The organism is Pseudomonas sp. IT-P218, assembly GCF_949767605.1.
Lineage (GTDB): Bacteria > Pseudomonadota > Gammaproteobacteria > Pseudomonadales > Pseudomonadaceae > Aquipseudomonas > Aquipseudomonas putida_AE.
This window is the reverse complement of the sequence record NZ_CATKQQ010000044.1, coordinates 225,850-249,210: the sequence shown is the minus strand read 5'-3', so window position 1 is coordinate 249,210 and position 23,361 is coordinate 225,850. Positions and strand designations below refer to the sequence as shown.

The following is a 23,361-nucleotide window of genomic DNA, read 5'->3' as shown; positions in this document are numbered from 1 at the left end:
CACCCTTCAACGGGCTGGCGCACCATGTTGCTCATGTCGCATCCCTTGCACAGAGTTCTGACAACATCCGCAGCCGGCGTTTCGGTTCAGCGACGAATGGATTGCGCTCGTCCCAGGCATAACCGGCGAGGATCGAGCTGATCATGCGGCGGATTTCCGGATTGCCATCCGGGTAGTAGATCACGTCCTGGAAAGTCCCGGCGTACCAGCCCTCGACGTAGCAGCGGAACGTATCGACCCCGCGCTTGAGCGGTTCGGCGAATTCACGCTGCCAGTCCACGGACTCGCCTTGCAGCTGGCGGTGCAGGACGCTTGCGGCCATGCTCGCCGAGCGCATGGCGATGGTCACGCCGGAGGAAAACACCGGGTCGAGAAATTCCGCGGCATTGCCCAGCAAGGCGAAACCGCGACCGTGCAAGGTTTTGACGTTGGCCGAGTAACCGCCGATGGTATTTGCCTTCGTATCCCACACGGCGTTGTCCAGTACCCCGGCCAGGCTGGGAGTCTCGGCAATGAAACCGCGCAGACAATCGTCGAGGTTATCGCTGCGACCCTCGAAATGCTCCGCAGCGGCCACCACGCCGACCGAGCAGCGGCCATTGCTGAACGGAATGGTCCAGAACCAGACGTCACGCTGGGTGGGATGGGTGGTGATGAGGATCTTGGTGCGATCGAAGTTCGGGTGGTCGATATGGTCTTCGACATGGGTGAACACCGCCTGGCGCACCGGGAAATTCGACGGTGCTTCAAGGTCGAGCAGGCGCGGCAGGACACGGCCGTAACCGCTGGCGTCGAGCATGAAGTCAGCCTCGATGCGGTACTCGCTGCCGTCTTCGCGCCGTACGCCGAGCAACGGCTTGGGCTGTTCGATATCGACGCTGACGATGGTTTCGCCATAGCGGATTTCCACGCCCTGCAGCGCTGCCTGGTCAGCCAGCAGTTTGTCGAAATCGGCGCGCTGGACCTGGAAAGTCGTGGGTTTGCCCTGGGTGAAGGTGTCGCCGAAATCGAAGGTGCTGTAGCGCTCGCCCCAGGCAAACGCCGCGCCGGTTTTCAACTGGAAACCCGCCGCATTGACGGCGTCGAGCATGCCCGCTTCCTCGACGAAATCCAGGCAGTGGGACAACAGGCTTTCGCCGATGGAAAACCGCGGGAAATGCTGGCGTTCGATCACCAGTACGTCATGCCCCTTGCGCTTGAGCAGCGCGGCGGCGATGGCCCCTGAGGGACCCGCGCCGATGACCACGATCTGACGACGTTGCGTTTCAACGATTGGCATGGGGGCTCCTTGCCTGGGCGGCAGCTATCAATGGGATCCGGTGCATGCCGGCCAATGCCGGCAGCAGGGTCGCGACCAGGCCCATCAGCATTAGCGCAAAGTACAGCGCCGGGCTGATGAGCTGTTGTTGCAGCAGCAGGTTGAGAAAGACGATTTCGCTCAAGCCGCGAATGTTCAGCAATACGCTTTCGCGCCAGCGACTGGCGCCCTGGAACGAGGCGCCGGCCCAGCCAAGGCCGAGCCAGTTGCCCAGCAGCTTGCTGGCGATCGGCAACAGCAGCAGGGCCGCCAGCTGCACCCAGCCGAGGCTGTCCATGGCGCTGTGCACGTTGATCTGCACGATACCGAAGGTGAGTATCAGCGGAATGGCGATGTACGTCTGCAGGCGGTTCATCCAGATCGCCGACAATGGCAGCACCAGCGGCGCCTTGAGCGCCGCCATGACCAGTACATAGCCGATGCCGAAAATCAGCGCATTGAGCTTGTAGTGTTCGGCGACCACCAGCAAGGCGAAAAAGCCCAGGCTGTAGAGCCAGGTTTGCCGCAGGCCCAACAACCGCAGCAGCACGGGCAGGCAGGCGCCGGCCAGGGGCAGCAACAGGCTGCTCAGGTGCAGGCTGCCCTGGGCGATGGCGAACAGGGTCCAGCAGGCCAGGTCGATGATGATCGCGGTCTGCACCAGTCGCCGGGTGGCGCTGTGCGGGTAATTAATATGCCGCAGGTACAGGTATAACACCGGGATCGCGGTGATGGCGAACAGCAGCCCGACCGCCAGCGAACTGATCCAGGATTGCGGCGGCAACAGCCAGATGGCCGTGGCCAGGCCGCACGAGAACGGAATGCAGAAACTCGGCAGGGCGATTTTCAAGCTCTGGCGGTCCAGTTGCAGATCGATCACATCGCTGAGGATATAGCCCAGCAGCAGGGCGAAACTCAGGCTGTAGAGGTTCTTCAGCCAGCCAGGTGATACCAGTGCTGCGCCGCTCAGTTGCCATTGTGGTTCGATCCAGAAGTACATCAGCAGGGGCAAGCCGAGGGTTGCCAGCAGCAACTGGCTGACGATGGGGATCAGGCCGAAATGGCGCCCGACCCGGGTCGCTACGGCGAACAGTACCAGGGCCATCGCCCAGAACAGCCCGATCATCATTGAGTTGGCTCCGTGAGGCTGGCGGCGTGCACCTGGCGACCGGCCCAGGGCGCGAGCAGGAAGCTGAAAATCAGCCCCAGGCTCACCGACAGGCCGAAGTTGCTCACCGCTGGCGTGCTCGATACCGCCAGCAGGCCGAACGACAGCCAGGTGGTCAGCGCGGCCAGCAAGGTGCCCAGCAGGCTCACGGCGGCGCCGCCAACCTGTTCGCGCATGAGGATGGCGTAGTCGACGCTGATCGCCGTCACCAGCAGCAGGCCGAACAGGCTGAACAGGGTCAACGGCTGCCCCAGCCAGCCGAGGCTGGCCAGGCTGCACAAGGCCGCCAGCAAGGGCAGGGAGACGATGCGCAGTGCGCCACCAAGACCGAACGGCAGGATCAGCACCAGCACGATCAGCACGCAGGAGGCGAGTTTCAGTTCGGCGGCGCTGATCTGGGTGGCGGCGAACACGCTGTTCAACTCGCCCAGTCGGTCCACCAGTTTCACGCCTGGCAAATCCTCGGCCTGTACCCGCAACAGGGCAGGATTGTTCAGGCCCTGCAAGCTGACCATCGCTGCCACGCCGTCAGCGGACGGCCCCAGCCACAATAGGCGATACGGCTCGGCCAAGGGACCGGCCAGCGCGCTGTCGATGTCTTCGACGGGCAGCGCCTGCAATTGGCTCAACTCCGCCTGCAGCGCCTGAGCCGGGACGCCGACATCGAGCAACGGCTGCCAGAAAGCCGGCAATTTGCTCAATGCCTCGCGAACCTTGCGTTGTTCGCTGGGCGGGCTGACCAGTTGATTGAGTGACAGGTAGCCCTGGAGTTTCTCCAGGCCAACCAACTGATCCAGGCGTTCACTCAGGGCGCCCTGGCGTTCGAGTAATTGCTGTTGGTCGGCCGCCTGCACCAGGAAGAACTGGCTGGTGGGTTGATAGCCGGTGATTCGCGCAATGGTCTGCGCTTCGTCGGTCAACTGCTGCGGCGCGCCGACCCACTGGCGGATGTCGTTTTTAGTCTGGAGCTGCACCAGGCCGCCGGCACAAAAAGCGATCAGCAATGCCAGCAATACCGGCGTGCTCAAATACCGCAGTAACGCTTCGCGGCAGCCCAGTAAATATTCGCAAAGCCGCAGTGGCCATTGCGCCGGGCGCAGCTCGGCACCCTTGAGCAGCGCCGGCAGCAGGCACACCGCGGACAAATAGGCACCCAGCAGGCCTGCCGCCGAAAACACGGCGATCTGGGTCAAGGCCGGAAAGGGCGTCCAGGCCAGGGCCAGGTAGCCGATGGCGCTGGTGACCAGGCTCAGGGTCAGGCCCGGCAAGGTCAGGCGCAGCGCCGGCCAGCTGTGCCAGGGTTTCAGGCTCCAGCTCTTGGACAAATAATGCAGGGGGTAATCGACGGCGACACCGATCAGGCTCGAACCCAGTACCAGCGTCATCACATGCATGTGGCCGAACAGTGCCACGCAGGCCACCGCGCCGAACAGCATGCCCACCAGCACCGGAACGAACGCCAGCAGGACACGCCAGCGGCGGAAGGCCAGCAACAGCAACAACAGGATCCCGACGGTGGCACCGCCCCCGACCCAGGTCATCTCCCGGGACGCCTGGCGCTGGCCGTTGGCTGCGTACAACAAGCCACTGGCGGCGAGCAGTTGCACGTCGGCCCGGGCGGCTTCATCGCGGCTGTGCTGGAGCAGGTCGGCCACTTGCAGCGGCAGGTTCATGTCGAAGGCGTTGCCGGTGGCCCGCGCCCGCAACAGCACCCAGTGCTTGCCATCGGCCTCGGCGATCAAGGCGCCACTGCCAATGTCCAGTTGCACGGCACCGTGCTGTGGCTGGCTGTTCTGGATGCGCCCGGTCAGGCCCAGCCAGTCATCCTGGCTCGGCACCAGGCTGAAGCCGGTGAAGGGGTCGAATAGCGCCTGCACCCGTTGCTGGATAAAGGCGTCGGGGTGCTCGATCAATTGCTCGCGATCATCGGCCGCGAGCATGGCCAGTCGGCCTTGCAGCAGTTGCGTGCGCAACGCCGGCAAGTCGGCTTGCAGGTTCCATTGGACCTTTTCGAACAGGCCGCTGGCTTGCCACTGATCCCCCAGCGTTTGCGCCATGGCGATGGCTTGCTGCCTATCGCTATGGCCAACCAGCACCAGCATTTCTCGGTTCAGCGGCTCCTGCATGCGTTGTTCGGCGCGCAATTCCAGCGCATCCGGCGCGGTGCCGGGCACCAGTTCCATCAGGTTGGCCGACAGTGGGGCGCCGTTGCGCCATTGCCAGCCGGCGAGCGCCAGCACTGCCACCAGCAGGATCAGGAACAGCCACGGCAGCCTGCGTTCACTCGGCAAAGTCATGCTGCTCCGTGTCGCTCAAGGGTTGCGCGCTGGTGCTGTCCTGCATGCGCAACAGGGTGCTGTCGCCCTGGGTTTCCAGCAACTCGATGCTGTGCACCAGTTCGCCGCCGGTGATGTTGATCTGGTTGAACACCTGCTTGAGCAGCATCGAGCGCGGCGTCAATGTCAGTGTCCAGTTCTGCGCGTCGCCCGCGAGAGACAGCTCGAAGTCCCGTTGCAGCCCGCTGCTGTCGCCTTGCAGGACGGCCAGGAACAAGCGGTTCTGCTCGGCGCCGGCACTCTTGCCCGGCAGCATCTGCCAGCCGCTGGCGTCACGCCGGGCAATGCCTGCGGCGTTGATGCGGTAGTCCTGTTGCAACGGCGTTTTCAGCAGCCACAACAGGCCAAGATTTTTCGCCAGGACGAAAGTGCCCTTGCTGGTCAGTGGCTGGGGCAGGGCGCGCAGGTGTTTTTCCTGGATGAAGTTGCCGTGGATCACCTCGGGCCTGGCCAGTTGCTCGCTGAGTTGCTGCAGGTCGAAGGCGTTGGCCAGCCCTGGAATGCCCAGCAACACGCAAAACACTGTAGGAGCGAGCTTGCTCGCGAAAAACCTGAGAGCACCGCGGAGTGTCAGGTGCCCAGCGTCACCGTTAACGACCATCGCGGGCAAGCCCGCTCCTACAGGGGACACAATCATGGCAGAGCCCTCGCTACGGCATCGGTGAACACCTTGGGCGAGGCCAATTGCATTTCGCGATTGCTCATGTCGACGGCGACCTGCACGGACACGGCGCGGGTCAGGCGTTCGCCGGTTTCCAGGTCACTGATCAGGTAGTTGATCTTCAACCGGTTCTCCCATTCCACCAGATTGGCGCGCACGTTGAGCTTCTGCCCGAACTCCGCACCGCGTACGTAGCGCAATTGCAGGTCGATCACCGGCCACGCATAACCCGACTCGGACATCGCCGTGTAGTTGTGGCCGATCTTGTCGAGCAATGCGCAGCGGGCGATTTCCAGGTATTTGACGTAATGACCGTGCCAGACGACGTTCATCCGGTCGACGTCGAAGAACGGCACGACGATTTGTGTATCGGTGTGAAGCACTCCCTTGCTACGCATGCAGCCTCCAGTGTTGTGCGGCGATTCGTTGCAGACACAGGCGCAATTCGCCTTCCAGCGCGCGGTCTTCGATGACCGGCGGAAAATCCTTGGCCAGTGCTTCGTGCATGGCCGCCAGGGCCGGTGGCAGCGGCCGTGCATCCTCGGCCTGGGCGCGCAGCCACACGCCCTGGTTGGCGGCCAGCAAGGTCGCGGCGGCGACCTGCTCGGTCAGCTCCAGCACGCGGATCGCATCACGGGCCGCGATGGTGCCCATGCTCACCTTGTCCTGGTTATGGCACTCGGTGGAGCGCGAGAACACGCTGGCGGGCATGGTGTTTTTCAGTGCTTCGGCGGTCCAAGCGCTGGTGCCGATCTGCACGGCCTTGAAGCCGTGGTTGAGCATGGCGCGGTCGGCCGTGGCGCCGGACAGGTTGCTTGGCAAACCGTGGTTGTAGCGCTCATCCACCAACAGGGCGAGTTGTCGATCGAGCAGGTCGGCGACGTTGGCCACGAGGTTTTTCAGGCTGTCCATGGCGAACGCGATGTGCCCGCCGTAGAAGTGCCCGCCATGCAGCACGCGCTCGGCCTCGGCATCGATGATCGGGTTGTCGTTGGCGCTGTTGAGCTCGATTTCAATGAACGAGCGCAGCCAGTTCAGGCTGTCGGCCAGCACGCCGAGTACATGGGGCGCGCAACGCAGCGAGTAGCGGTCCTGCAGGCGATGCAGCGGCGCGGTCGGTGCGTCGATGGCCAGGTCCTTGCGCAGCCACGCGGCGACTTGCATCTGCCCCGGGTGCGGCTTGGCGGCGAACAGGCGCTCGTCGAAATGCTCCGGGTTGCCTTGCAGCGCCACCACGTTCAGCGCGGTGATGCGCGTGGCCAGTTGCAGCAGGTAATCGGCGCGGGCGTAGGCCAGGCAGGCGAGCCCGGTCATCACCGCGGTGCCATTCATCAGCGCCAGGGCTTCCTTGGGCCGCAACACCAGCGGCTGCCAGCCGAGTTCGCGGTGTACATCGGCGGATTGCCGGCGCTCGCTGCGATAGATCACTTCACGCTCGCCGGACAGTGTGGCGGCGACGTACGACAGCGGCGTCAGATCGCCGCTGGCGCCCACCGAACCTTCTTCCGGAATCAGCGGCAGAATGTCGTGTTCAAGGAACGCCTGCAGGCGTTCCAGCAGTTCCACGCGCACCCCGGACACACCCTGGCAAAGCGACTGCAAACGGGCCGCCAGCACCGCGCGGGTGGCCTGCGCGTCCAGCAGCTTGCCCAGGCCGCAGCCGTGGAAGGTGTACAGATGACGCGGCAAGGCCTCGACGTGATGCAGCGGTACCGCGACCACGCAGGAATCACCGTAGCCGGTGGTCACGCCGTAGATCACGCCTTCCTTGTCCAGCAGGGAATCGAGGAACTGCGCGCCTTTGGCGATGCGCTGGCGGAACGGCGGGTCGCCCTGCAATTGCGCCGGCGCCTGGCGGTTGGCCAGGGCCAGCACATCGTCGATGCGCAAAGGGCGTTCGCCGAAGATTACAGGCTCAAGCGTTGGCGTCGTCATCGGTCTTCCAGAAAGGGTAAAAGTTGAACCATTGCTGAGGCGCTTCGAGGCAATAGTGACTCAGGCGCTCGGCATAGCGGGAGGCCCACTGATGAATGACCTGTTCACGGTCGCTGCGTTTCCAGGCGATCGCGTCAGCGAAGGGCTCGAGGGTCAGTCGATAGTCGCCATCGGGCTTCTTCAGGCACAGCAGCAGGTTGACCGGGCATTTCAGCAGCCCGGCCAGCAGCCACGGCCCTTGCGGGAATTTTGCCGGGTGACCCAGGAAGTCCACCGTCACACTACGCCCGCCGTGCAGCGGCACGCGGTCGCCGGCAATCGCCAGCCATTCGCCGCGTTCCAGGCGTTCGTGCAGTTGCAGCATAATCACCGGGTCCAGCTCACTGACCTGGATCAGCCGCAGATTGGTCGCACCGGCTTCGCCCAGCAAGCGATTGAAGCGTTCGGCATGCTTGGTGTGCACCAGCACGTTCATGGTGACACGTTCGCCGATCTCCGCCAGGGCGCGGCAGACTTCGAGATTGCCCAGGTGAGCGCCCACGAGCATTTGCCCGCGAGTGCCGCGCAGCTGGTTGCGCAGCAGCGCCGGGTCGATGATTTCGATCTGCTCGATGCTCAGCTTGCCGTTCCACACGTCGAGCTTGTCGAGCAGGGAGTCGGCGAAAGCCATGAACTGGCCGAACACTCGCCAATGGCTCGGGCGCAGTTCGTCGCGACCGCTCCAGTCGGCGAGCCGTTGCTGGTACTGCCAGGCACTGTGGCGGGCACTGCGGCCGAACAGGAAAAAGTACAGGACGATGCCGTACAGCAACGGGCTCAGCAGTCGACGACCCAGCAGTTTGGCGGCGACGGCGGTGAATTTCATCAGCCAGAAGCTGCCGCGTTCCTCGCGATCGGCCCAGTGCTCCTTGTTGACGCTCATGGGCGCCACCGTCGCCAGAGAATCACCGGCGAGCGCAATAACATGCCGAAGAACAACCGGGTGTGCATGCTCGAAATCAGCACGTTGTCGTGGAACATGCGGAAATGTGAAACACCGTCCATCGGGTAATGCACCCTGGTTTGCAGCCATAACATCGGCAGTCCGCGCCAGGCCAGGCGGACCAGGATGTCCGAGTCGAAGTCCATGCGCTTGCCGATCTTCGCCGATTCGATCAGCGCCAGCACCGGCGGCAAGGGATAGACGCGATAGCCGCACATGGAATCGCGAATCTGCAACGACAGGGTGTTGATCCAGACCATGACGTGGGTCAGGTAGCGGGCGTACAAACGACCCTTCGGCACGCTGTCATCGTAGAGCGGATAGCCACAGACTACGGCTTCGGGATGGGCGCGGGAGCGTTCGATAAAACGTTGCACATCCTGCAGGTCGTGCTGGCCGTCGGCATCCACCTGCAAGGCGTGGCTGAAACCCAGGCGCGAGGCTTCGCGAAAACCGGTCATGACCGCTCCGCCCTTGCCCTGGTTGGCGGCGAGGCGGACCAGATGCACGTTGTCGCGCAACGCCAATTGATCGAGCACCCTGGCGCAGGCCGGGCTGCTGGCGTCGTCCACCAGAATGCACTGCAGGTGGCTGGCGAGCAGCGCATCGACCACGGTGGTGATCGCGGTTTCGTGGTTGTAGACCGGCACCACGGCGCAGGGATTATGCATGCGCCGCCACCAGCAGGATCCGCCCGCTGGAGCAGGTGGCGGTTTCGTTGCGATAGGCGAAATACAGTTTGCCGCGGCTCGGGTCGAAGCGCAGGTGCAACTGGACTTCATCGCCGGGACGGATCAGTTGCTGGAACTTGAGCACTTCCATGCCGGCGAATGTCTCCGGCAGGTTCATCAGCTGTTGGCCCAGATGCATTGCCCACTCCACCTGCACCACACCGGGCAGCACCGGCGCGGTAGGGAAGTGCCCGCTGAAATAGGCAAGGTCCGGGGGTACAGCCAGTTGCAGGCTCCACTCACCGTCGGCTTCGACCTGTTCGAGCACCACAGGTGCCTTGGGGCGCGGCGCCAGCAGCAGGGCTTCGACGTCGGCCTGGGGCAGTTTGCCCTGGGCGTTGAGCGGCAGTTGTTGCAGCAGGCGCCAGCGCCTTGGCAAGGCCAGGGTTTCGCAATGCAGGCTCAGGTGTTGCCGCAATTGTTCCGTGAGTGTGCGTCGTCCTTGATTGCGCAGTACATGCAGGCCCGCGTCAGTCAGGACCACCAGCGCGCCCAACGAGGCGCGGTTTTCCTGAACGACACCCAGGCGCGCTTCGGCCACCCAGTCGTGGGCCATCAGCGCCTGCTCCAGCATCGGCAGCGAGATCCGTTTCTCTTCCAGCTTGACGATCCGATCCAGGCGTCCGAGCAGTTCGAAGCGGCCGTCAGCCGCAATTCGCGCGGCATCGGCCGTGTGCTCGATATGGCCGTCAGGCAAGTAGGGCGAGGTGATGAGCAAGGCCCCCTGGTCGTCCTGGCTCAACTGAACGTTGGCAAAGGGCTGCCACAGGGACTGACCCTGGCGCCAGGCGATGCCGCCCGTTTCCGAACTGCCGAAAATTTCCGTCGGCCATTGGTGAAGGCGTTGTTGCAGGCGCTGCGCGGCCTCGGCTGGCAGTGCGCCACCGGAGGAAAATACCCGACGCACCGCGCTCAGCGCTGCCCAGTCGAGGTTGTCGCCCATGCGCTTGAGCAGGGCCGGGCTGGCCACCCAGGCGAAGGCCGGGTACTCGCGACTGGCGCGCTGCAGGTCTTCCGGGAAGGCCAGTTGCCTGCGCACGAACGGGCGCCCCGCGCACAGTGGCCACAGTACCCGGAACAGCAGGCCATAGATGTGCTGGGTGGCGACGCTGCCAATGATGCAAGCCGAACCCAGGTCGGCGCCCCACAGCTGTTCCAGGGCCTCAACTTCATTGACCAGTTGGCCCAGGTTTTTTTCGATGCGCTTGGGTTCGCCGCTGGAGCCGGAGGTGCACAGGCTCAGCGAGCAGCCTTCAAGGTCGAGGGCGGCGGCGCCAAGGGGGGAATCCTGGTAATCGCCCAGGTGTGCATCGTCCGGCTGATCGGTGAGCCATACATCCACTTCGCCGGACCAGCGCTGGCGGGTCTGCGGTTGCAGGTCGGCCGGCAGCAGCACGCCTACCCCGGCACGCCATGCGCCCAACAGGGCAATCGCCAGGTCGGCGGCGTCTTCAAGATGCACGGCAATGCGCCGCACACCGCGGTTTTGCAGGCTGGCGGCCAGGCGCAGGGCCTGCTCGCGCAATTGTGTGTGATCGAGCTGCGGTTCGGCCGTCACGGCACGCTCCGGCTCGGCCTTGAGCAGCAGGTGCTCAAGTTTTATCCAGTTCATGGGCGGCCTCGTACCCGTTGTCGTATCAGCCATTCAATGGCAAACATCAGGCCTATCAATCCGTAGGAGATCAGGCCGGTGTACAGCATCCACCAGCTCAGCGGCGCCCACAGTGTCAGGGCTGCAGCGCAGATCCCGTTGCACAGGAAAAAGACGCACCAGGCGATGGTCACCTGGCGGGTATAGCGGATGGCCTTGACCGGCAAATGCGCTTCGCGCAGGCGGGCCAGGCGTTCAACCATCGGCGGGCCGTATTTCAGGCTCAGCCCGAACAGTCCCAGCATGAACCCGCTGATCAGTACCGGATACCAACGCAGCAGCGACGGACTGTCGAACAGCGCCAGCAACAGGCAGAACAGGATGGCCACGCATGCCATCCACAAGCTGCCTGGTCGTCGCTTGCCGGTCAGCGCGCGGGCCAGCCACAGGCTGCCCAGCAGCAGCCCGAACTGCCACGGCGCGAAATGCTCCATGCCGAAATACACCGCAAAAGGGTATAGCAGGCCCGCCAGCAGCAGGCTGAGGCCGATCAGTCGACTCATGCGGCCGGTTGAACCAGACGGTAGACCGCCTCGACCACGTCGCTGACGGTACGCACCGATTTGAATTCTTCGGCCGCGATCTTCTTGCCGGTCTGGCGCTTGATGTGATCGATCAGGTCGACCGCATCGATGCTGTCGATTTCCAGGTCCTGATACAGGTTGGATTCGAGGCTCACCCGTTCGGGGTCCAGTTCGAACAGCTCGACCAAGGCATCGCGCAGGGTTATGAAAATGTCGTCACGAGTTTGCATGGTCCGGTCTCAAGCTGCCTGTTTTGCGGTGACGAAGGCCGCAAGGCTCGCCACGTTACTGAAGTGATTGCGCGTGTCCTTGGCGTCGGCATCGATCTTGATGCCGTATTTTTTCTGGATGGCCAGGCCGAGTTCCAGGGCATCCACCGAGTCCAGGCCCAGGCCTTCGCCGAACAGCGTCTGCTCGTCGCCGATGTCGTCGGCGCTGATGTCTTCGAGGCCGAGGGCGTCGATGATCAGGGTTTTTATTTCCAGCACCAGGTTATGAGTCTGCAGATCGCTCATCTTTGGCGAGCTCCTTAGTAAAATAGGTGTGCAAGTAATCGTTGAGCTTGCGCGAGGCCTGAGGGGCAGGGCCTAGCGCTGCGAAAGTCTGGGGATCCATATCGGCCCCGACGCGAATACTGAAGTGTACGCGGCGCTTGGGGATCCGATACCAGGGTTCGGCCTTGGTCAGTGTGGTCGGGCTGACCTTGATCACCACGGGGGTGAGGATTTTCGCACCCCGCAGGGCAATTGCCGCGCCCCCCCGATGAAAGGCGGGTGCCTGGCCCGGCTGGGTGCGGGTGCCTTCGGGAAAGATGATCAGGGGCTGGCCTTGTTTGAGCGCATCGGCGGCGGCATCGAGCATGTCCATGCTGCCGTCGTTGCTGATGTATTCGGTGCGACGCAGGGGGGTGCGAGTGAACGGGTTATCCCAAAGGCTTTGCTTGACCACGCAGTTGGCGTGGGGGACCAGCCCGATCAGGAACACCACATCGATCAGCGATGGATGATTGGCGATGATCATCTGGCCCGGTCGCCCGAGTTTGTCCGCACCTTGAATCTCGTAGGTCAGCACGCCAGTGCGGGCCATGAACCGGACGAACAACCAGAAGCAGCGGCTGACGGTTTGTCGCGCGCGCAACCGGTGGGTCCGGGCATCACCCGGCAGGCAGGCCAGCAGCGGGAAAACCACCAGGCGCAGGCACAGGCCGCCCAGCCCGAACAGGGCAAAGCTCGCGGCCGTGGCCAGCAGCCGCCAATAATAGGCATCGCGGTTTTTTTCAGTCACAGGCTGCGTTGCCAGGTCCATACACGATTTTTCCAGGCATGTTGGCAGGTGGTTTGCGGGCCGAGCAGCGTGCACAACAGATTCAACGCGTGAGGCCAGCGAGCTTTGGACAACGCATCCGTGGCGCTGTTCAGGGTCAACTGCCAGTCATTGCCCGGGGTAATCAGCAGGCCGACGGCATAGGGGAAGGGCACATCGTCGATCCAGGTCGAATAGGCCTGCGGTGGCTGCTCTTCGGTGATCACCAGCAATACCGCGGGTGCGCCTTCAGCCAGCAGGGCCGCGGCCTCCAGCATGCCGTGCTCCAGGCCGTCGCCAGCGGCGGCCAGGGCAGTCATTTCGCTGGTTTCACCGCGCATGATCGACCACAGGCCGATGATCGCGTTATGCACTGACAGGCTGAACTGGGTCGGCGACAGCGGCTGGTCGACGGCCAGGTCGCTGAGAATATCGAAGGTCCGTGGGGTTTCGCCGTGACGGGAAACAAAGACCAATGGCAGGTCCTGACGACCTTCGGCCAATGGCCAGCCGACACTGAAGGCCATCCGCGCCAGACGGCTGAGCCGCCGACGCTGCATGGCCGGCAGGAACGAGACATCGGGTGCGGCATCGCTGCCCGGCAACATCGAGGGTTGCCGGCACCAGGCCTGCCAGTCATCCACGCTTTCAAGCCCCGGGGCCCAAGCGCGCCACTGGGCGATGTTGAAATTGATCACAGACATTCAATCCCGCCCTTGCAGGCTTCCTGACGCGGTGAGTGACGCATTGGCACGGCACACCCTACGTGGCGCTTGGCGCCGAGTGGTGCGCATTATCCCGGTGCGGCGAACCTGTAGCAAATGCTGGTTACATTTTGCCCAGTGGGATTTACCGGTCAGTTCGCAAAAACTGAACGATTGGCAATCATTCACGTTTTCATGGGCCGTCTGTCGGCTTTGAACTCGGTTCAATGAGGCGCCAGCGGCTTTTTCAGCAGGAAAAGGCTGATGACCGTGTAGTCCCTGTGTTTGTGAGGTAGCGAAGCCATGCCGTGGACCACTACACTCGGTCATTCTTTGATACACGGAGGTTTTGCAATGCGGCGCGTGGTGTTCAATCAGAAAGGTGGCGTGGGCAAATCCAGTATTGCCTGCAATCTGGCGGCGGTCAGCGCCAGCGAGGGTTATCGCACCTTGTTGGTCGATCTCGATGCCCAGGCCAACTCCACTCAGTACCTGACCGGCCTCACCGGTGACGATATCCCGATGGGTATAGCCGATTTCTTCAAGCAGACCCTGTCCTCCGGGCCTTTCTCCAGGAAGAACCAGGTCGACATCTACGAAACCCCATTCGAAAACCTTCATGTCGTGACCGCTACTGCCGAATTGGCGGACCTGCAGCCAAAGCTTGAGGCCAAGCACAAGATCAACAAGCTGCGAAAATTGCTTGAAGAGCTGGACGAGGATTACGACCGGATTTACCTCGATACCCCTCCTGCTTTGAATTTCTATGCTGTTTCAGCATTGATTGCCGCCGATCGTGTGCTAATTCCTTTCGATTGCGACAGTTTCTCGCGTCAGGCGCTATACGGTGTGCTGGCGGAAATCGAAGAGCTCAAGGAAGACCATAACGAAGGGCTGGAAGTCGAGGGCATCGTCGTCAACCAGTTCCAGGCCCGCGCCAGCCTGCCACAGCAAATTCTCGATGAGCTGATCGCCGAGGGCCTGCCGGTGCTGCCGGTGTACCTGGCCAGCTCGGTGCGTATGCGCGAATCCCACCAGGCGAATACGCCGCTGATCCATCTCGATCCGCGGCACAAGTTGACTCAGCAGTTTGTCGAACTGCACAACCTGCTGGAAAACACCTGAAGATCAAAAGATCGCAGCCTGCGGCAGCTCCTACAGAGATCGTTTCAACACTGATTTCTATGTAGGAGCTGCCGCAGGCTGCGATCTTTTATGGCGGTCTCAGATCCCCTGGCTACGCAACCAGCTCATCAGCTGCGGTAGCGGGAACGCCCCGCTCTGACGCGCCACTTCCCGACCGTTCTTGAACAGAATCAGGCTCGGAATCGAGCGTATGCCTAACTGTGCCGACAATTGCTGGTTCGCCTCGCTGTCCAGCTTGGCCAGGCGACACTTGCCCGCCAATTGCCCCGCCGCCTGCTCGAACACCGGCGCAAACGACTTGCACGGCCCGCACCAGTCAGCCCACACATCCACCAGCAGCGGCAGATCGCCCTTGATCTGACTGGCGTAATCGCCTTGCTTGAGTTCGAAAGGCTTGTTCAGCAGGAGTTCGGCCTTGCAGCGTCCGCATTTCGGATGGTCGTTGAGGCGCTCCGCCGGAATACGGTTCAGGCCGTTGCAGTGGGGGCAGGGGATGAGGAGTGGGTCGGTCATGAGGGAGGTCCTGTTGAGAAGCCGATCACTGCTATTTGGAGACGTTTGCTCATATTTTCAATTGTGCGGTGTCGCTCGATAAAACTAGGCTGAGTCGTACTAAGCGAGACCACTGGTCTGGTTTGGGTTATCGCATATTGCGATATTTTCAGTCTGTGATTAACTCACCATTGCGAAATGCGATAAGGATGTTGCATGCGAGTGTTTTCCGAAAAACGAATCTGGGATGCCAAGGAAAAGTGGCCGCAGGCGGCCAGTGCACTGGACCAGTGGTATCGAACGGTAAAGCGCGTCACGCCAAATGATTTTGCAGCAATGAAGTCTTCATTTCCCGCAACCGACAAGGTTGGTGAGCTTCATGTTTTCGATATTGGTGGTAACAAATTACGGCTGATCGCCTACGTTCGATATCGGCATCAAAAAATCTACATCAAGCATGTGCTGGATCACCGCGAATATGACCGCGGTAAATGGAAGGAGGGTAGGGTATGAGCATTCTGATAAAAAACGCAGCGGAGCACTGGGAGTTTGTAGCGCCATTGCTACGCAAACCCAAAAACGAAGACGACTATGACACGCTGGTGCAGGCACTCGACGAGTTACTCGAGATGACCGGAGTTGACGAGTCGCATCCTCTGATGAGTCTGGTGGACATCATCGGTGACTGGATTGAGGAATGGGATCACAAGCATCACCCAATGCCCCAAGCCACAGGTGCTGAAGTGCTTGGATACATGATGCGCGAACATGGTTTGACTCAAAGCGACCTGCCAGGCGTCGGGCCTCAGTCGGTCGTTTCCGAGATCCTGAGCGGCAAGCGCCAGCTCAACCTGCGGCAGATCCGCTGGTTGGCCGAGCGCTTCAATGTGCCGGTGGACGTCTTTATCTGACGCGTCTCACGACGAACAACTGATCTCCAGATGCTTGCCCCACTCCGGCGGCCGTTCGGCGTAGCTTTCCATCCCCGGCTGTTCCTCGAACGGCTTGCTCAGCACGGCGTGCAGTCGGCGAACCTCCGAGTAGTCGCCACTTTCCGCCGCATCGATAGCCTTCTGCGCCAGGTAGTTGCGCAGGATGTACAGCGGATTCACGGCATGCATCCGCTTGCGACGCTCCTCCTGATCCACCTCGCCTTCTCGGGCCACGCGCGCGACATAGAGCTCGCCCCAGGCATCGAAACCCTTGAGGTCGACGAAGTCATCGCGCAAACGGGAGATAGCCGCTTCGGGTGAGTCTTCACCCAGGCGCCGGAAGAACAGGCTGTAATCGACGCCGCTGTTCTGCATCAATTGCAGCAGATGCTCCAGCAGCTTCTGGTCGTCGTCCTCGGCGGTGGTCAGGCCCAGGCGGCGGCGCATCAGGTCCAGGTAATGGGCCTGGAACAGCGGCAGGTACAGGCCCAAGGTTTCGCGCAGCGCTTCGACGCTGATGAACGGAGTCAGGGCCTGGGCCAGGGCGCTGAGGTTCCACTGGCCGATCGGCACCTGGTTGCTGAACGAATAGCGACCCTGATCATCGGAGTGGTTGCAGATGAAATTGGCGTCGAAGTCATCGAGGAAGGCGAACGGGCCGAAATCGAACGTGATACCGAGGATCGACATGTTGTCGGTGTTCATCACCCCGTGGCAGAAGCCATAAGCCTGCCACTTGGCGATCAGTTCGGCGTTGCGCTCGACGATTTCACGGAACATCGCCAGGTACGGTTCCGGTTGTTCCAGGCACTCGGGAAAGTGCATGGCCAGAACATGCTCACCCAGCACTTTCTGCTGCTCGGGGCGTTTGGTGTAGTAGAAATATTCGAAATGCCCAAAGCGCACATGGCTCGGTGCCAGGCGCAGGACCATGGCCGCGCGCTCCTGTTTTTCCCGCCAGACCGGGGTGTCGGAGCCGATCACGCACAGCGCCCGGGTGGTCGGGATGTTCAGGGCATGCAAGGCTTCGGAGGCGAGGAACTCGCGGATAGAGGAGCGCAGCACCGCGCGGCCATCGCCCATGCGCGAAAAGGGCGTCTGGCCGGCGCCCTTGAGGTGCAGGTCCCAATGCTCGCCTGCCTCGTTGTACACCTCGCCCAGCAACAGGCCGCGACCATCGCCCAGTTGCGGGTTGTAGGAGCCGAACTGATGACCGGAATAGACCATCGCCCTGGGAATCGCGTCGGCCCAGAGTTTGTGGCCGCTGAACAGCTCGGCGAACTCTGGGGTCTCGGCCACTGCGGGGTCGAGGTCGAGTAGGGCCATGGCAGCCGGGCTCGCGACTACCAAGCGTGGGTTGTCGATAGGTTCGGGCAGCACGTGGGCGGAAAACGCATCGCCCAGGCGGTCGAAGCGGTTGTCGAAGGTCAGTTCGTCGAGGGCTTTCAAGGGCCGGCTCCAGCAGAATGTCCGAGCATTCTGCTGGGGATTGGCCGGTTAGTCGAGTTTGGCGGCGGGCGGTTCCTGCGCCGGTTTGCCGTCGACCATTGGCACGATGGTTTTCGTTTCCGGTTCGATCGGCACCAGTTTATATTCCTGGCCGTGAAGGTTCTTGAGGTAGACCTCCATCTGGCGGAACGAGATGTTGATGTGCTGCTTCTTGAACTCGCGGTTGATGAAGCGGTTGACCTCATCGAGCACCGGGTTGCGGTCGCCCAGGTCGCGCACATGCATGCGCAGTTCGTGGTCGAGGGTGCTCTCGCCGAAGTTCAGGAAGTACACGTGCGGCTCGGGTTCCTTGAGCACCCGCGGGTTTTCCCGTGCGGCTTTCAACAGCAGTTCTTTCACCAGGTCGAGGTCCGAGCCGTAGTCGACCCCGAGCTTGAGGGTGACTCGGGTGATGGTATCGGTCAGCGACCAGTTGATCAGTTGCCCGGTAATGAACGTCTTGTTCGGGACGATGATGTCCTTGCGGTCGAAGTCGGTGATGGTGGTGGCGCGGATGCGGATTTTGCTCACCGTACCCGACAGGTTGCCGATGGTGATGGTGTCGCCAATGCGCACCGGGCGTTCGAACAGGATCATGATGCCGGAGATGAAGTTGGCGAAGATCTCCTGCATGCCGAAGCCAAGGCCTACCGACAGTGCCGCGACCAGCCATTGCAGCTTGTCCCAGCTCACGCCGAGGGTCGACAGGGTCGAGACGAAGCCGATGCCGGCGATCACATAGGACAGCAGCGTGGTGGTGGCGTAGGCGCTGCCCTGGGCCAGGTTCAGCTTCGACAGCACGAACACTTCCAGCAGACCCGGCAAGTTACGCGCCAGGGCAAAGGTGATGCCGATGATGATCAGCGCGCCGAGCATGTCGCCGATGCTGATGGGCACCATGCTCATGTTGGCTCCGGTGCCGCTGGTGTATTCGTAGAGGGTGACGTTGTCCAGGTACGAGAACACCGTGATCAGGTCGGCCCAGACCCAGTAGAGCGCGGCGATGAAGCCGCCCAGCAGCGCCAGGCGGATCAGGCGCAGGGACTGTTCGTTGACCTTCTCGATGTCCATCGTCGGTTCTTCGATGACCGCTTCGCCATCGCCGGCTTCCTTCGCCGCCTGGCGTTTGGCCAGGGCGCGCTGGTAGGCCAGGCGGCGTGCCGCCACGCTCAGGCCGCGCACGAAAGTCGCTTCGATCACCAGCCAGAACATCAGCAGGTAAAGGGTGTTGATCAGCCGGTCACTGAGTTTCAGCGCGGTGTAGTAGTAGCCAAAGCACACGGCCACGAACAGCGCGATGGGCAACGCGGTAAACCCGATGCCCAGGACCTTGCGGAACAGCGAGGCGTTCTCGTGGGTCGGGCTGCTGATCAGCAAGCGGCTGAGCAGCCAGGTCATCAGTGCGTAGCAGATCAGCACCACCGGCATGCCGAGCACGTCATCGGCCAAAGCCGCTGGTTGCAGCTCGGCAACCGCCACCACGGTGACCAGCGCCATCACCACCATGCCAAGGCGACGAACCCAGCCGCGGAGGAATTCGACCTGGGGTTTTTCCCAGCGGAAATGCAGTTCCGCTACGCCACCTGGCGCCAGGATGCGGTAGGCGGTGTAGAACACCAGCCAGGCCCCGGCCATTTGCAGCAACGCCGCGCCCATGCTCGCGTTCTGCCCGCGGGCGTCGATTTGCAGGGCCAGGCCACACAGGGCGAGGCCCAGCGACACCGGCATCGCCAACAGGATGTTGATCAGAATGGCCTGGGGCGTGTGCCACTGGCTGTCGCGCTTGAAGTGGCCGATGTCCTGGTGAACCTTGTTGAGGCGCGCATACAGCTGCTTGCGTCGCCACAGCAGTGCGCCAATCAGCAACGCCAGCGGCAGGAACAGCAGGGGGCGCTGGGTCAGGCCGTCGACCAGTTCACTCAGGCTTGAGGCCCAGGGCAGGGTGTCGACCTGACGGTTCAGGCGTTCCGGCACAGCCCGCATCCACTCCAGATCCAGCGGCTTGTTGCTGGGAATCCAGAACATCTGCTCATCGAGGGTCGCGCGCAGGCTCTGCGCCGTGCTGAGCAGTTGCTTCTGGTTCAGTTGCAGGGTAATGGATTCGTTGAGCACCGCGCTCAGTTCGCGGTTCAGCCGCTCCAGCAGGTCGGCGCGGGTGGTGGCCAGTTCCAGCAGGCTCTTGCGCAGCTGCGGCGTGACTTGCTCCGGCGGCTGGGTCGACAGCAGGTTGTCGACGTAGGCGGCCGGGTTGCTGAGCAATTCCCGTTGCTGGCTGACTTCGAACTGATACAGGCGAATGTCGGCGATCTGGTCCGCCAGGTCACGGTCGACCCGAAGGCGCGGCAAGGCCTGTTTCTGTTTGTAGAGAATCTTGGAGAGCAGCAGGCTGCCCTTGAGCACGTTGATCTGTTCGTCCAGGGCGGAATCGCTCTGGGTCAGGCTGTCCAGTTGTTGCTTGGTCTGCAGGTTTTTCTGGGTGACTTCGTTGAGGCGGTCGGTGCTTTTGAGCAGGTAGTCCGAGAGCTTCAGGTTGGCCGTGCTTTCGATGGCCAGCAGGCTGCTGCCGCCGGCCTTCTGGGCTTCGATCGATTGCTGGGTGACCGTTTCCTGGGACTGCGCGAGGCGCTTCTGGTTGATCAGGTTTTGCAGCTCTTGAATTTCCTGGTCCAGGCGATCTGATTTTTCCGAAAGCAGATCATGCTGGCTGTTGCCCAGGTCTTGCAGCTGAGTGTTGCCCGCCAGTTCCTGGCGGCGCAGCGGGATCAGGGCGTTCAAGGCCGCGAGCTCGGCATTGAGCTGGTCCCGTTGCTCGCCGCTCAGGGTCTTGCCGGCGTCTTTGCCGGCCTTGAGGATGTTGTTGATCTGCTGGATGCGCGTCTGGCTGGCGGAAATTTCCGCCTGTGCGCGTTCGGGGCGAGTCTGGGCGGTGATGATCAGGCTGTTGGCGTCGCCCAGGGCTTTTTGCAGATCGCTTTGCTGGGTTGCCCGTTCGGTGAGCATTTGCTCAAGCTGCTGGATCGACTCCTTGGCAAAGCGTTGCGCCACCGGCACCACGCTGCTGGCCTTCAGGCGGGCCAGTTCACGCTGGTTCTCGATGGTCAGTTTGGGCGCGGTCGCCAGTTGTTGCTTGAGGTCGACCAGCTTCTGCTCGTAGTCGCGCTGGTTGTTGAGCTGTGTCAGCGTGCTTTGCAGGACCGATTGCAGGGCCTTCTGGTCGGCTTCCGGCAGTTTGCGGTCGGCGATCTTGTCCAGGCTCGCCTGCACGGATTCGCGGTTCGGCGGTTCGGCGGCTTGTACTGTACCGACAGAGAGGCTCAGCCCCAAAAGGACCATGACGAAAAAAGTGCGCAGGCTTGACATAGAGACCGATCAAAAACAGGACGAAGAGTGGAGTTTAGAGGAAGAGTCCCGGACCCGGGCGACTTCCTTCGGGGAATCTGACGCCCACTTTGCCGATCTTGTTCCCCTCCATGACCGCGACGGTCCAGATGGTATTGTTCCATTCCACCTGGTCACCGACCACGGGTGCACCGCCGACTTTCTGGGCAATGAAGTGGCCCAGCGACATGTCCGGATCGATGCCTTCGACCTTCAACCCGTACAGGGCAGCAACCGCGGCCAGCTGGGCGTCTCCTTCGAGTACGAAGTCGCCGAAGAAGCGCAAATCGAGGCCGCGTTGCGGTGCCTGGCTGAACAGTTTTCCGAGGGCCGCCAGGTTGTGTTCGTGGCCGATAACACACAGTAAATCATCGACTTCGAGCACCGTACTACCCGACGGATGGAGCAGTTGCTGGCCACGAAACAGGGCGGCGATGCGCGTGCCTTCCGGCATTTTCAGTTCGCGAAGGGGCGAGCCGATGCACCATTTTTCGGCGCCAAGACGATAAACGAACAGTTCCCACTCGCTGGTGACGTGCACTTCCAGGGCGGAGCGGGAAATTGGCGCAGGCTCGGGCGGCACGGTTACCTTCAGGAGCTTGGCGATCCATGGCAGGCTAGTGCCTTGCACCAGCAGCGACACCAGCACGATAAAGAAGGCGAGGTTGAAGTACAGTTGGGCGTTGGGCAGGCCCGCCATCAGCGGGAACACCGCCAGAATGATCGGAACCGCACCGCGCAGACCAACCCAGGAAATAAACGCTTTCTCTCGCCCGTGGAAGGCCTTGAACGGCAGCAGGCCGACCATCACCGACAACGGCCGGGCAAACAGGATCATCCACAGCGCCAGTCCCAGCGCCGGCAATGCAATCGGCAACAGGTCGTGGGGCGTGACCAGCAGCCCCAGCACCAGGAACATGCCGATCTGCGCCAGCCAGGCCATGCCGTCGAGCATGTGCAGAATGCCGTGGCGGCTGCGCACCGGCCGGTTACCAATGACCAGACCGCACAGGTACACGGCCAGGAAGCCGCTGCCATGCAGGGCGTTGGTCAGGGCGAACACCACTAGGCCGCCGGCAATGACCAGGATGGGATAGAGGCCGGTGGCCAGGTTGATCCGGTTGACCAGTTGCAGCATGAGCCAGCCACCGCCGAGGCCGATGACGCCACCGATGCCGAACTCGCGCAGCAGGTGGGTCAGCAGGCTCCAGTGCAGGCCGGTCTGGCCACTGGCAAGCATGTCGATCAGGGTCACGGTGAGGAACACCGCCATCGGGTCGTTGCTGCCGGATTCGATCTCCAGGCTGGCGGTCACCCGTTCGTTCAGGCCTTTGCCGCCCAGTAGCGAAAACACCGCCGCGGCGTCGGTGGAGCCGACGATGGCGCCGATCAGCAGGCCCTGGATCAGGTTCAGGTCGAACAGCCAGGCCGCGGCCATGCCGGTCAGCCCGGTGGTGATCAACACCCCGACCGTGGCCAGCGACAGCGCCGGCCATAACGCCACGCGGAAACTCGACACGCGGGTACGCAATCCGCCGTCGAGCAGGATCACCGCCAATGCCAGGTTGCCGACCAGATAAGCGGTGGGGTAGTTGTCGAAGATAATGCCGCCGCCATCGACGCCGGCCGCCATACCCACGGCCAGGATGATCACCAGGATCGGGATGCCGAGGCGCGACGAGAGTGAACTCACCAGAATGCTCGCACCTACCAGCAACGCGCCGATCAAGAACAGGCTGTTGATGGTCGTCGCATTCAAAGGCAGTACTCCGGAAGGCTGGAAAGCGGGCACAAACTGACCATGCAGTCTGCGTGCCAGCGATTCTAACCTGTTGAAATGTGATGCTGTCAAAAAGCTTTGCAGGGGCACACGGTCGATGCTCGTGGATTTGCACCATGGCGACGAAGTGCAGGAACCAGATCGGCCAATCACAGTCTCTACAGTTCGCGAGAATGGTCACCGGCCAGGAAAATCAAGGCCTTGCGCCCGCATAACCCTGGCATCCATCGTGACTTTTCTTTATCGTACGCGCCCTTTGAAAATGCCCGGAAAATCAAAATGTTGGAAGCATCCCTAAGCCAATTGGAACAACTGGTCAGCGACCTCGTGCAACAGAACCAGGCGTTGGTCGGCACCAACCAGGCCCTGAGCGCCGAACTGGCCCAGGCCAAGGACGAAAACGAAAGCCTGCAACTGAGCCTGATGGAACAGGAAGAGAAGCAAGGCGCCACCGTTGCACGCATCCAGGCCCTGGTTGAGCGCGTCAGCGCTGGCCCTGTCAACGCATGAGTTACGGCCCAGGTGTGAAAGTCGTCTCGATCCTGGGGGAAGACTATTCGATCAAGGCACCGGCCGGGGAAGAGCAGACCCTGCTGGACGCTGCGTTGATGCTGAAAGCTGCCCTGGCCGACACCAAAAAGAAGTACCCGACCCTGATCGGTGACCGACTGCTGGTGCTGGCGGCGATGAATCTGTGTTCCCAGCAGATCGAAATGCAAAAGCAGCACAAACAGGAACTCGACCGTTACCAAGAGCAAGTCAGCGCCACGGTTGAAGTGATCTCCAAGACGATCAATCAGGCCTGATCGGCTTTGCGCACAACCAAAGAATAAATTGTCGGTTTAGTTGTATAC

At 62.0% G+C, this 23,361-nt stretch carries 23 protein-coding genes; 5 read left to right on the top strand and 18 right to left on the bottom strand.

The features are described 5' to 3' along the window. Positions 1-31 precede the first annotated feature (31 nt). The 14 genes from ACM6I6_RS21505 to ACM6I6_RS21440 are packed head-to-tail and all read right to left on the bottom strand — an operon-like array spanning position 32 to position 13,291. Complete coding sequence (locus ACM6I6_RS21505) at positions 32-1,279, bottom strand: NAD(P)/FAD-dependent oxidoreductase (protein ID WP_414920677.1); 1,248 nt, start codon at positions 1,277-1,279, stop codon at positions 32-34. Beyond that, positions 1,266-2,426 carry a sodium:proton antiporter gene (locus ACM6I6_RS21500; RefSeq protein WP_414920676.1) on the bottom strand — a complete coding sequence of 387 codons (1,161 nt, stop codon included), beginning with the start codon at positions 2,424-2,426 and terminating at the stop codon, positions 1,266-1,268. The genes ACM6I6_RS21505 and ACM6I6_RS21500 overlap by 14 nt, the downstream gene beginning before the upstream one ends. Next, positions 2,423-4,762, bottom strand: coding sequence for a hypothetical protein (locus ACM6I6_RS21495; protein ID WP_323606463.1), 2,340 nt, complete (start codon positions 4,760-4,762; stop codon positions 2,423-2,425). The genes ACM6I6_RS21500 and ACM6I6_RS21495 overlap by 4 nt, the downstream gene beginning before the upstream one ends. Beyond that, a complete protein-coding gene (locus ACM6I6_RS21490; RefSeq protein ID WP_414920675.1) occupies positions 4,746-5,438 on the bottom strand; it encodes an outer membrane lipoprotein carrier protein LolA in 693 nt (230 codons plus the stop codon). The genes ACM6I6_RS21495 and ACM6I6_RS21490 overlap by 17 nt, the downstream gene beginning before the upstream one ends. Continuing rightward, positions 5,435-5,860 carry an acyl-CoA thioesterase gene (locus ACM6I6_RS21485; protein WP_274076065.1) on the bottom strand — a complete coding sequence of 142 codons (426 nt, stop codon included), beginning with the start codon at positions 5,858-5,860 and terminating at the stop codon, positions 5,435-5,437. Before ACM6I6_RS21485 ends, ACM6I6_RS21490 begins: the two co-directional genes overlap by 4 nt. Further along, positions 5,853-7,397 carry an HAL/PAL/TAL family ammonia-lyase gene (locus tag ACM6I6_RS21480; protein WP_414920674.1) on the bottom strand — a complete coding sequence of 515 codons (1,545 nt, stop codon included), beginning with the start codon at positions 7,395-7,397 and terminating at the stop codon, positions 5,853-5,855. The genes ACM6I6_RS21485 and ACM6I6_RS21480 overlap by 8 nt, the downstream gene beginning before the upstream one ends. Next, the gene (locus tag ACM6I6_RS21475; RefSeq protein WP_274076063.1) at positions 7,378-8,319 is read right to left on the bottom strand and encodes a glycosyl transferase; all 942 of its coding nucleotides are present in this window, start codon (positions 8,317-8,319) and stop codon (positions 7,378-7,380) included. The genes ACM6I6_RS21480 and ACM6I6_RS21475 overlap by 20 nt, the downstream gene beginning before the upstream one ends. After that, positions 8,316-9,050: a glycosyltransferase family 2 protein gene (locus tag ACM6I6_RS21470; protein ID WP_414920673.1), complete on the bottom strand. Its 735-nt coding sequence runs from the start codon at positions 9,048-9,050 to the stop codon at positions 8,316-8,318. The genes ACM6I6_RS21475 and ACM6I6_RS21470 overlap by 4 nt, the downstream gene beginning before the upstream one ends. Further along, positions 9,043-10,722 carry an AMP-binding protein gene (locus ACM6I6_RS21465; protein WP_323606459.1) on the bottom strand — a complete coding sequence of 560 codons (1,680 nt, stop codon included), beginning with the start codon at positions 10,720-10,722 and terminating at the stop codon, positions 9,043-9,045. Before ACM6I6_RS21465 ends, ACM6I6_RS21470 begins: the two co-directional genes overlap by 8 nt. Then, positions 10,719-11,264 (bottom strand): hypothetical protein, encoded by a 546-nt coding sequence (locus ACM6I6_RS21460; protein ID WP_274076060.1) that lies wholly within the window; start codon positions 11,262-11,264, stop codon positions 10,719-10,721. The genes ACM6I6_RS21465 and ACM6I6_RS21460 overlap by 4 nt, the downstream gene beginning before the upstream one ends. After that, entirely contained in the window at positions 11,261-11,515 is a 255-nt protein-coding gene (locus tag ACM6I6_RS21455) for an acyl carrier protein (RefSeq protein WP_046819912.1), read from the bottom strand. The genes ACM6I6_RS21460 and ACM6I6_RS21455 overlap by 4 nt, the downstream gene beginning before the upstream one ends. Positions 11,516-11,524: 9 nt before the next feature. Then, the gene (locus ACM6I6_RS21450) at positions 11,525-11,800 is read right to left on the bottom strand and encodes a phosphopantetheine-binding protein (protein ID WP_274076059.1); all 276 of its coding nucleotides are present in this window, start codon (positions 11,798-11,800) and stop codon (positions 11,525-11,527) included. Beyond that, positions 11,778-12,590: a lysophospholipid acyltransferase family protein gene (locus ACM6I6_RS21445; RefSeq protein ID WP_274076058.1), complete on the bottom strand. Its 813-nt coding sequence runs from the start codon at positions 12,588-12,590 to the stop codon at positions 11,778-11,780. The genes ACM6I6_RS21450 and ACM6I6_RS21445 overlap by 23 nt, the downstream gene beginning before the upstream one ends. Continuing rightward, a complete protein-coding gene (locus ACM6I6_RS21440) occupies positions 12,566-13,291 on the bottom strand; it encodes a beta-ketoacyl synthase chain length factor (protein WP_274076057.1) in 726 nt (241 codons plus the stop codon). Before ACM6I6_RS21440 ends, ACM6I6_RS21445 begins: the two co-directional genes overlap by 25 nt. Before the next feature lie 354 nt (positions 13,292-13,645). On the opposite strand from ACM6I6_RS21440, the gene ACM6I6_RS21435 reads away from it, so the two are divergent. Continuing rightward, positions 13,646-14,416, top strand: a complete 771-nt coding sequence (locus ACM6I6_RS21435) for a ParA family protein (RefSeq protein ID WP_274076056.1) — start codon at positions 13,646-13,648, stop codon at positions 14,414-14,416. Positions 14,417-14,515: 99 nt separating this feature from the next. Here ACM6I6_RS21435 and trxC read toward each other — a convergent pair whose 3' ends face one another. Next, positions 14,516-14,950: a thioredoxin TrxC gene (gene trxC / locus ACM6I6_RS21430; RefSeq protein WP_323626713.1), complete on the bottom strand. Its 435-nt coding sequence runs from the start codon at positions 14,948-14,950 to the stop codon at positions 14,516-14,518. 195 nt (positions 14,951-15,145) lie between these two features. On the opposite strand from trxC, the gene ACM6I6_RS21425 reads away from it, so the two are divergent. Next, a complete protein-coding gene (locus ACM6I6_RS21425; RefSeq protein WP_274076054.1) occupies positions 15,146-15,442 on the top strand; it encodes a type II toxin-antitoxin system HigB family toxin in 297 nt (98 codons plus the stop codon). Next, complete coding sequence (locus ACM6I6_RS21420) at positions 15,439-15,840, top strand: helix-turn-helix domain-containing protein (RefSeq protein WP_274076053.1); 402 nt, start codon at positions 15,439-15,441, stop codon at positions 15,838-15,840. Before ACM6I6_RS21425 ends, ACM6I6_RS21420 begins: the two co-directional genes overlap by 4 nt. Positions 15,841-15,846: 6 nt before the next feature. Here the strand turns inward: ACM6I6_RS21420 and selO are convergent, their stop codons facing one another. The 3 genes from selO to ACM6I6_RS21405 are packed head-to-tail and all read right to left on the bottom strand — an operon-like array spanning position 15,847 to position 22,486. Next, entirely contained in the window at positions 15,847-17,310 is a 1,464-nt protein-coding gene (gene selO, locus ACM6I6_RS21415) for a protein adenylyltransferase SelO (RefSeq protein ID WP_323606456.1), read from the bottom strand. Between the two features lie 48 nt (positions 17,311-17,358). Next, on the bottom strand, positions 17,359-20,709 hold the full coding sequence (gene mscK / locus ACM6I6_RS21410) for a mechanosensitive channel MscK (protein WP_408599561.1): 3,351 nt from the start codon (positions 20,707-20,709) through the stop codon (positions 17,359-17,361). A gap of 34 nt (positions 20,710-20,743) precedes the next feature. After that, positions 20,744-22,486, bottom strand: a complete 1,743-nt coding sequence (locus tag ACM6I6_RS21405) for a potassium/proton antiporter (protein WP_274076050.1) — start codon at positions 22,484-22,486, stop codon at positions 20,744-20,746. A gap of 300 nt (positions 22,487-22,786) precedes the next feature. Between ACM6I6_RS21405 and ACM6I6_RS21400 the strand changes: the two genes are divergently transcribed. Both ACM6I6_RS21400 and ACM6I6_RS21395 read left to right on the top strand, forming a co-directional pair. Further along, positions 22,787-23,017 (top strand): hypothetical protein, encoded by a 231-nt coding sequence (locus ACM6I6_RS21400; protein ID WP_046819963.1) that lies wholly within the window; start codon positions 22,787-22,789, stop codon positions 23,015-23,017. Continuing rightward, on the top strand, positions 23,014-23,313 hold the full coding sequence (locus ACM6I6_RS21395) for a cell division protein ZapA (RefSeq protein WP_046819903.1): 300 nt from the start codon (positions 23,014-23,016) through the stop codon (positions 23,311-23,313). Before ACM6I6_RS21400 ends, ACM6I6_RS21395 begins: the two co-directional genes overlap by 4 nt. Positions 23,314-23,361 lie beyond the last annotated feature (48 nt).

What these genes read in the sequence shown, in the direction of transcription:
- ACM6I6_RS21465 (WP_323606459.1), bottom strand. Translation starts at nt 10,722, where the DNA reads ATGAACTGGATAAAACTTGAGCACCTGCTGCTCAAGGCCGAGCCGGAG.
- ACM6I6_RS21400 (WP_046819963.1), top strand. Translation starts at nt 22,787, where the DNA reads ATGTTGGAAGCATCCCTAAGCCAATTGGAACAACTGGTCAGCGACCTC.
- trxC (WP_323626713.1), bottom strand. Translation starts at nt 14,950, where the DNA reads ATGACCGACCCACTCCTCATCCCCTGCCCCCACTGCAACGGCCTGAAC.
- ACM6I6_RS21485 (WP_274076065.1), bottom strand. Translation starts at nt 5,860, where the DNA reads ATGCGTAGCAAGGGAGTGCTTCACACCGATACACAAATCGTCGTGCCG.
- ACM6I6_RS21420 (WP_274076053.1), top strand. Translation starts at nt 15,439, where the DNA reads ATGAGCATTCTGATAAAAAACGCAGCGGAGCACTGGGAGTTTGTAGCG.
- ACM6I6_RS21475 (WP_274076063.1), bottom strand. Translation starts at nt 8,319, where the DNA reads ATGAGCGTCAACAAGGAGCACTGGGCCGATCGCGAGGAACGCGGCAGC.
- mscK (WP_408599561.1), bottom strand. Translation starts at nt 20,709, where the DNA reads ATGTCAAGCCTGCGCACTTTTTTCGTCATGGTCCTTTTGGGGCTGAGC.
- ACM6I6_RS21490 (WP_414920675.1), bottom strand. Translation starts at nt 5,438, where the DNA reads ATGATTGTGTCCCCTGTAGGAGCGGGCTTGCCCGCGATGGTCGTTAAC.
- ACM6I6_RS21435 (WP_274076056.1), top strand. Translation starts at nt 13,646, where the DNA reads ATGCGGCGCGTGGTGTTCAATCAGAAAGGTGGCGTGGGCAAATCCAGT.
- ACM6I6_RS21445 (WP_274076058.1), bottom strand. Translation starts at nt 12,590, where the DNA reads ATGGACCTGGCAACGCAGCCTGTGACTGAAAAAAACCGCGATGCCTAT.
- ACM6I6_RS21500 (WP_414920676.1), bottom strand. Translation starts at nt 2,426, where the DNA reads ATGATGATCGGGCTGTTCTGGGCGATGGCCCTGGTACTGTTCGCCGTA.
- ACM6I6_RS21480 (WP_414920674.1), bottom strand. Translation starts at nt 7,397, where the DNA reads ATGACGACGCCAACGCTTGAGCCTGTAATCTTCGGCGAACGCCCTTTG.
- ACM6I6_RS21470 (WP_414920673.1), bottom strand. Translation starts at nt 9,050, where the DNA reads ATGCATAATCCCTGCGCCGTGGTGCCGGTCTACAACCACGAAACCGCG.
- ACM6I6_RS21505 (WP_414920677.1), bottom strand. Translation starts at nt 1,279, where the DNA reads ATGCCAATCGTTGAAACGCAACGTCGTCAGATCGTGGTCATCGGCGCG.
- ACM6I6_RS21440 (WP_274076057.1), bottom strand. Translation starts at nt 13,291, where the DNA reads ATGTCTGTGATCAATTTCAACATCGCCCAGTGGCGCGCTTGGGCCCCG.
- ACM6I6_RS21455 (WP_046819912.1), bottom strand. Translation starts at nt 11,515, where the DNA reads ATGCAAACTCGTGACGACATTTTCATAACCCTGCGCGATGCCTTGGTC.
- ACM6I6_RS21395 (WP_046819903.1), top strand. Translation starts at nt 23,014, where the DNA reads ATGAGTTACGGCCCAGGTGTGAAAGTCGTCTCGATCCTGGGGGAAGAC.
- ACM6I6_RS21460 (WP_274076060.1), bottom strand. Translation starts at nt 11,264, where the DNA reads ATGAGTCGACTGATCGGCCTCAGCCTGCTGCTGGCGGGCCTGCTATAC.
- ACM6I6_RS21450 (WP_274076059.1), bottom strand. Translation starts at nt 11,800, where the DNA reads ATGAGCGATCTGCAGACTCATAACCTGGTGCTGGAAATAAAAACCCTG.
- ACM6I6_RS21425 (WP_274076054.1), top strand. Translation starts at nt 15,146, where the DNA reads ATGCGAGTGTTTTCCGAAAAACGAATCTGGGATGCCAAGGAAAAGTGG.
- ACM6I6_RS21495 (WP_323606463.1), bottom strand. Translation starts at nt 4,762, where the DNA reads ATGACTTTGCCGAGTGAACGCAGGCTGCCGTGGCTGTTCCTGATCCTG.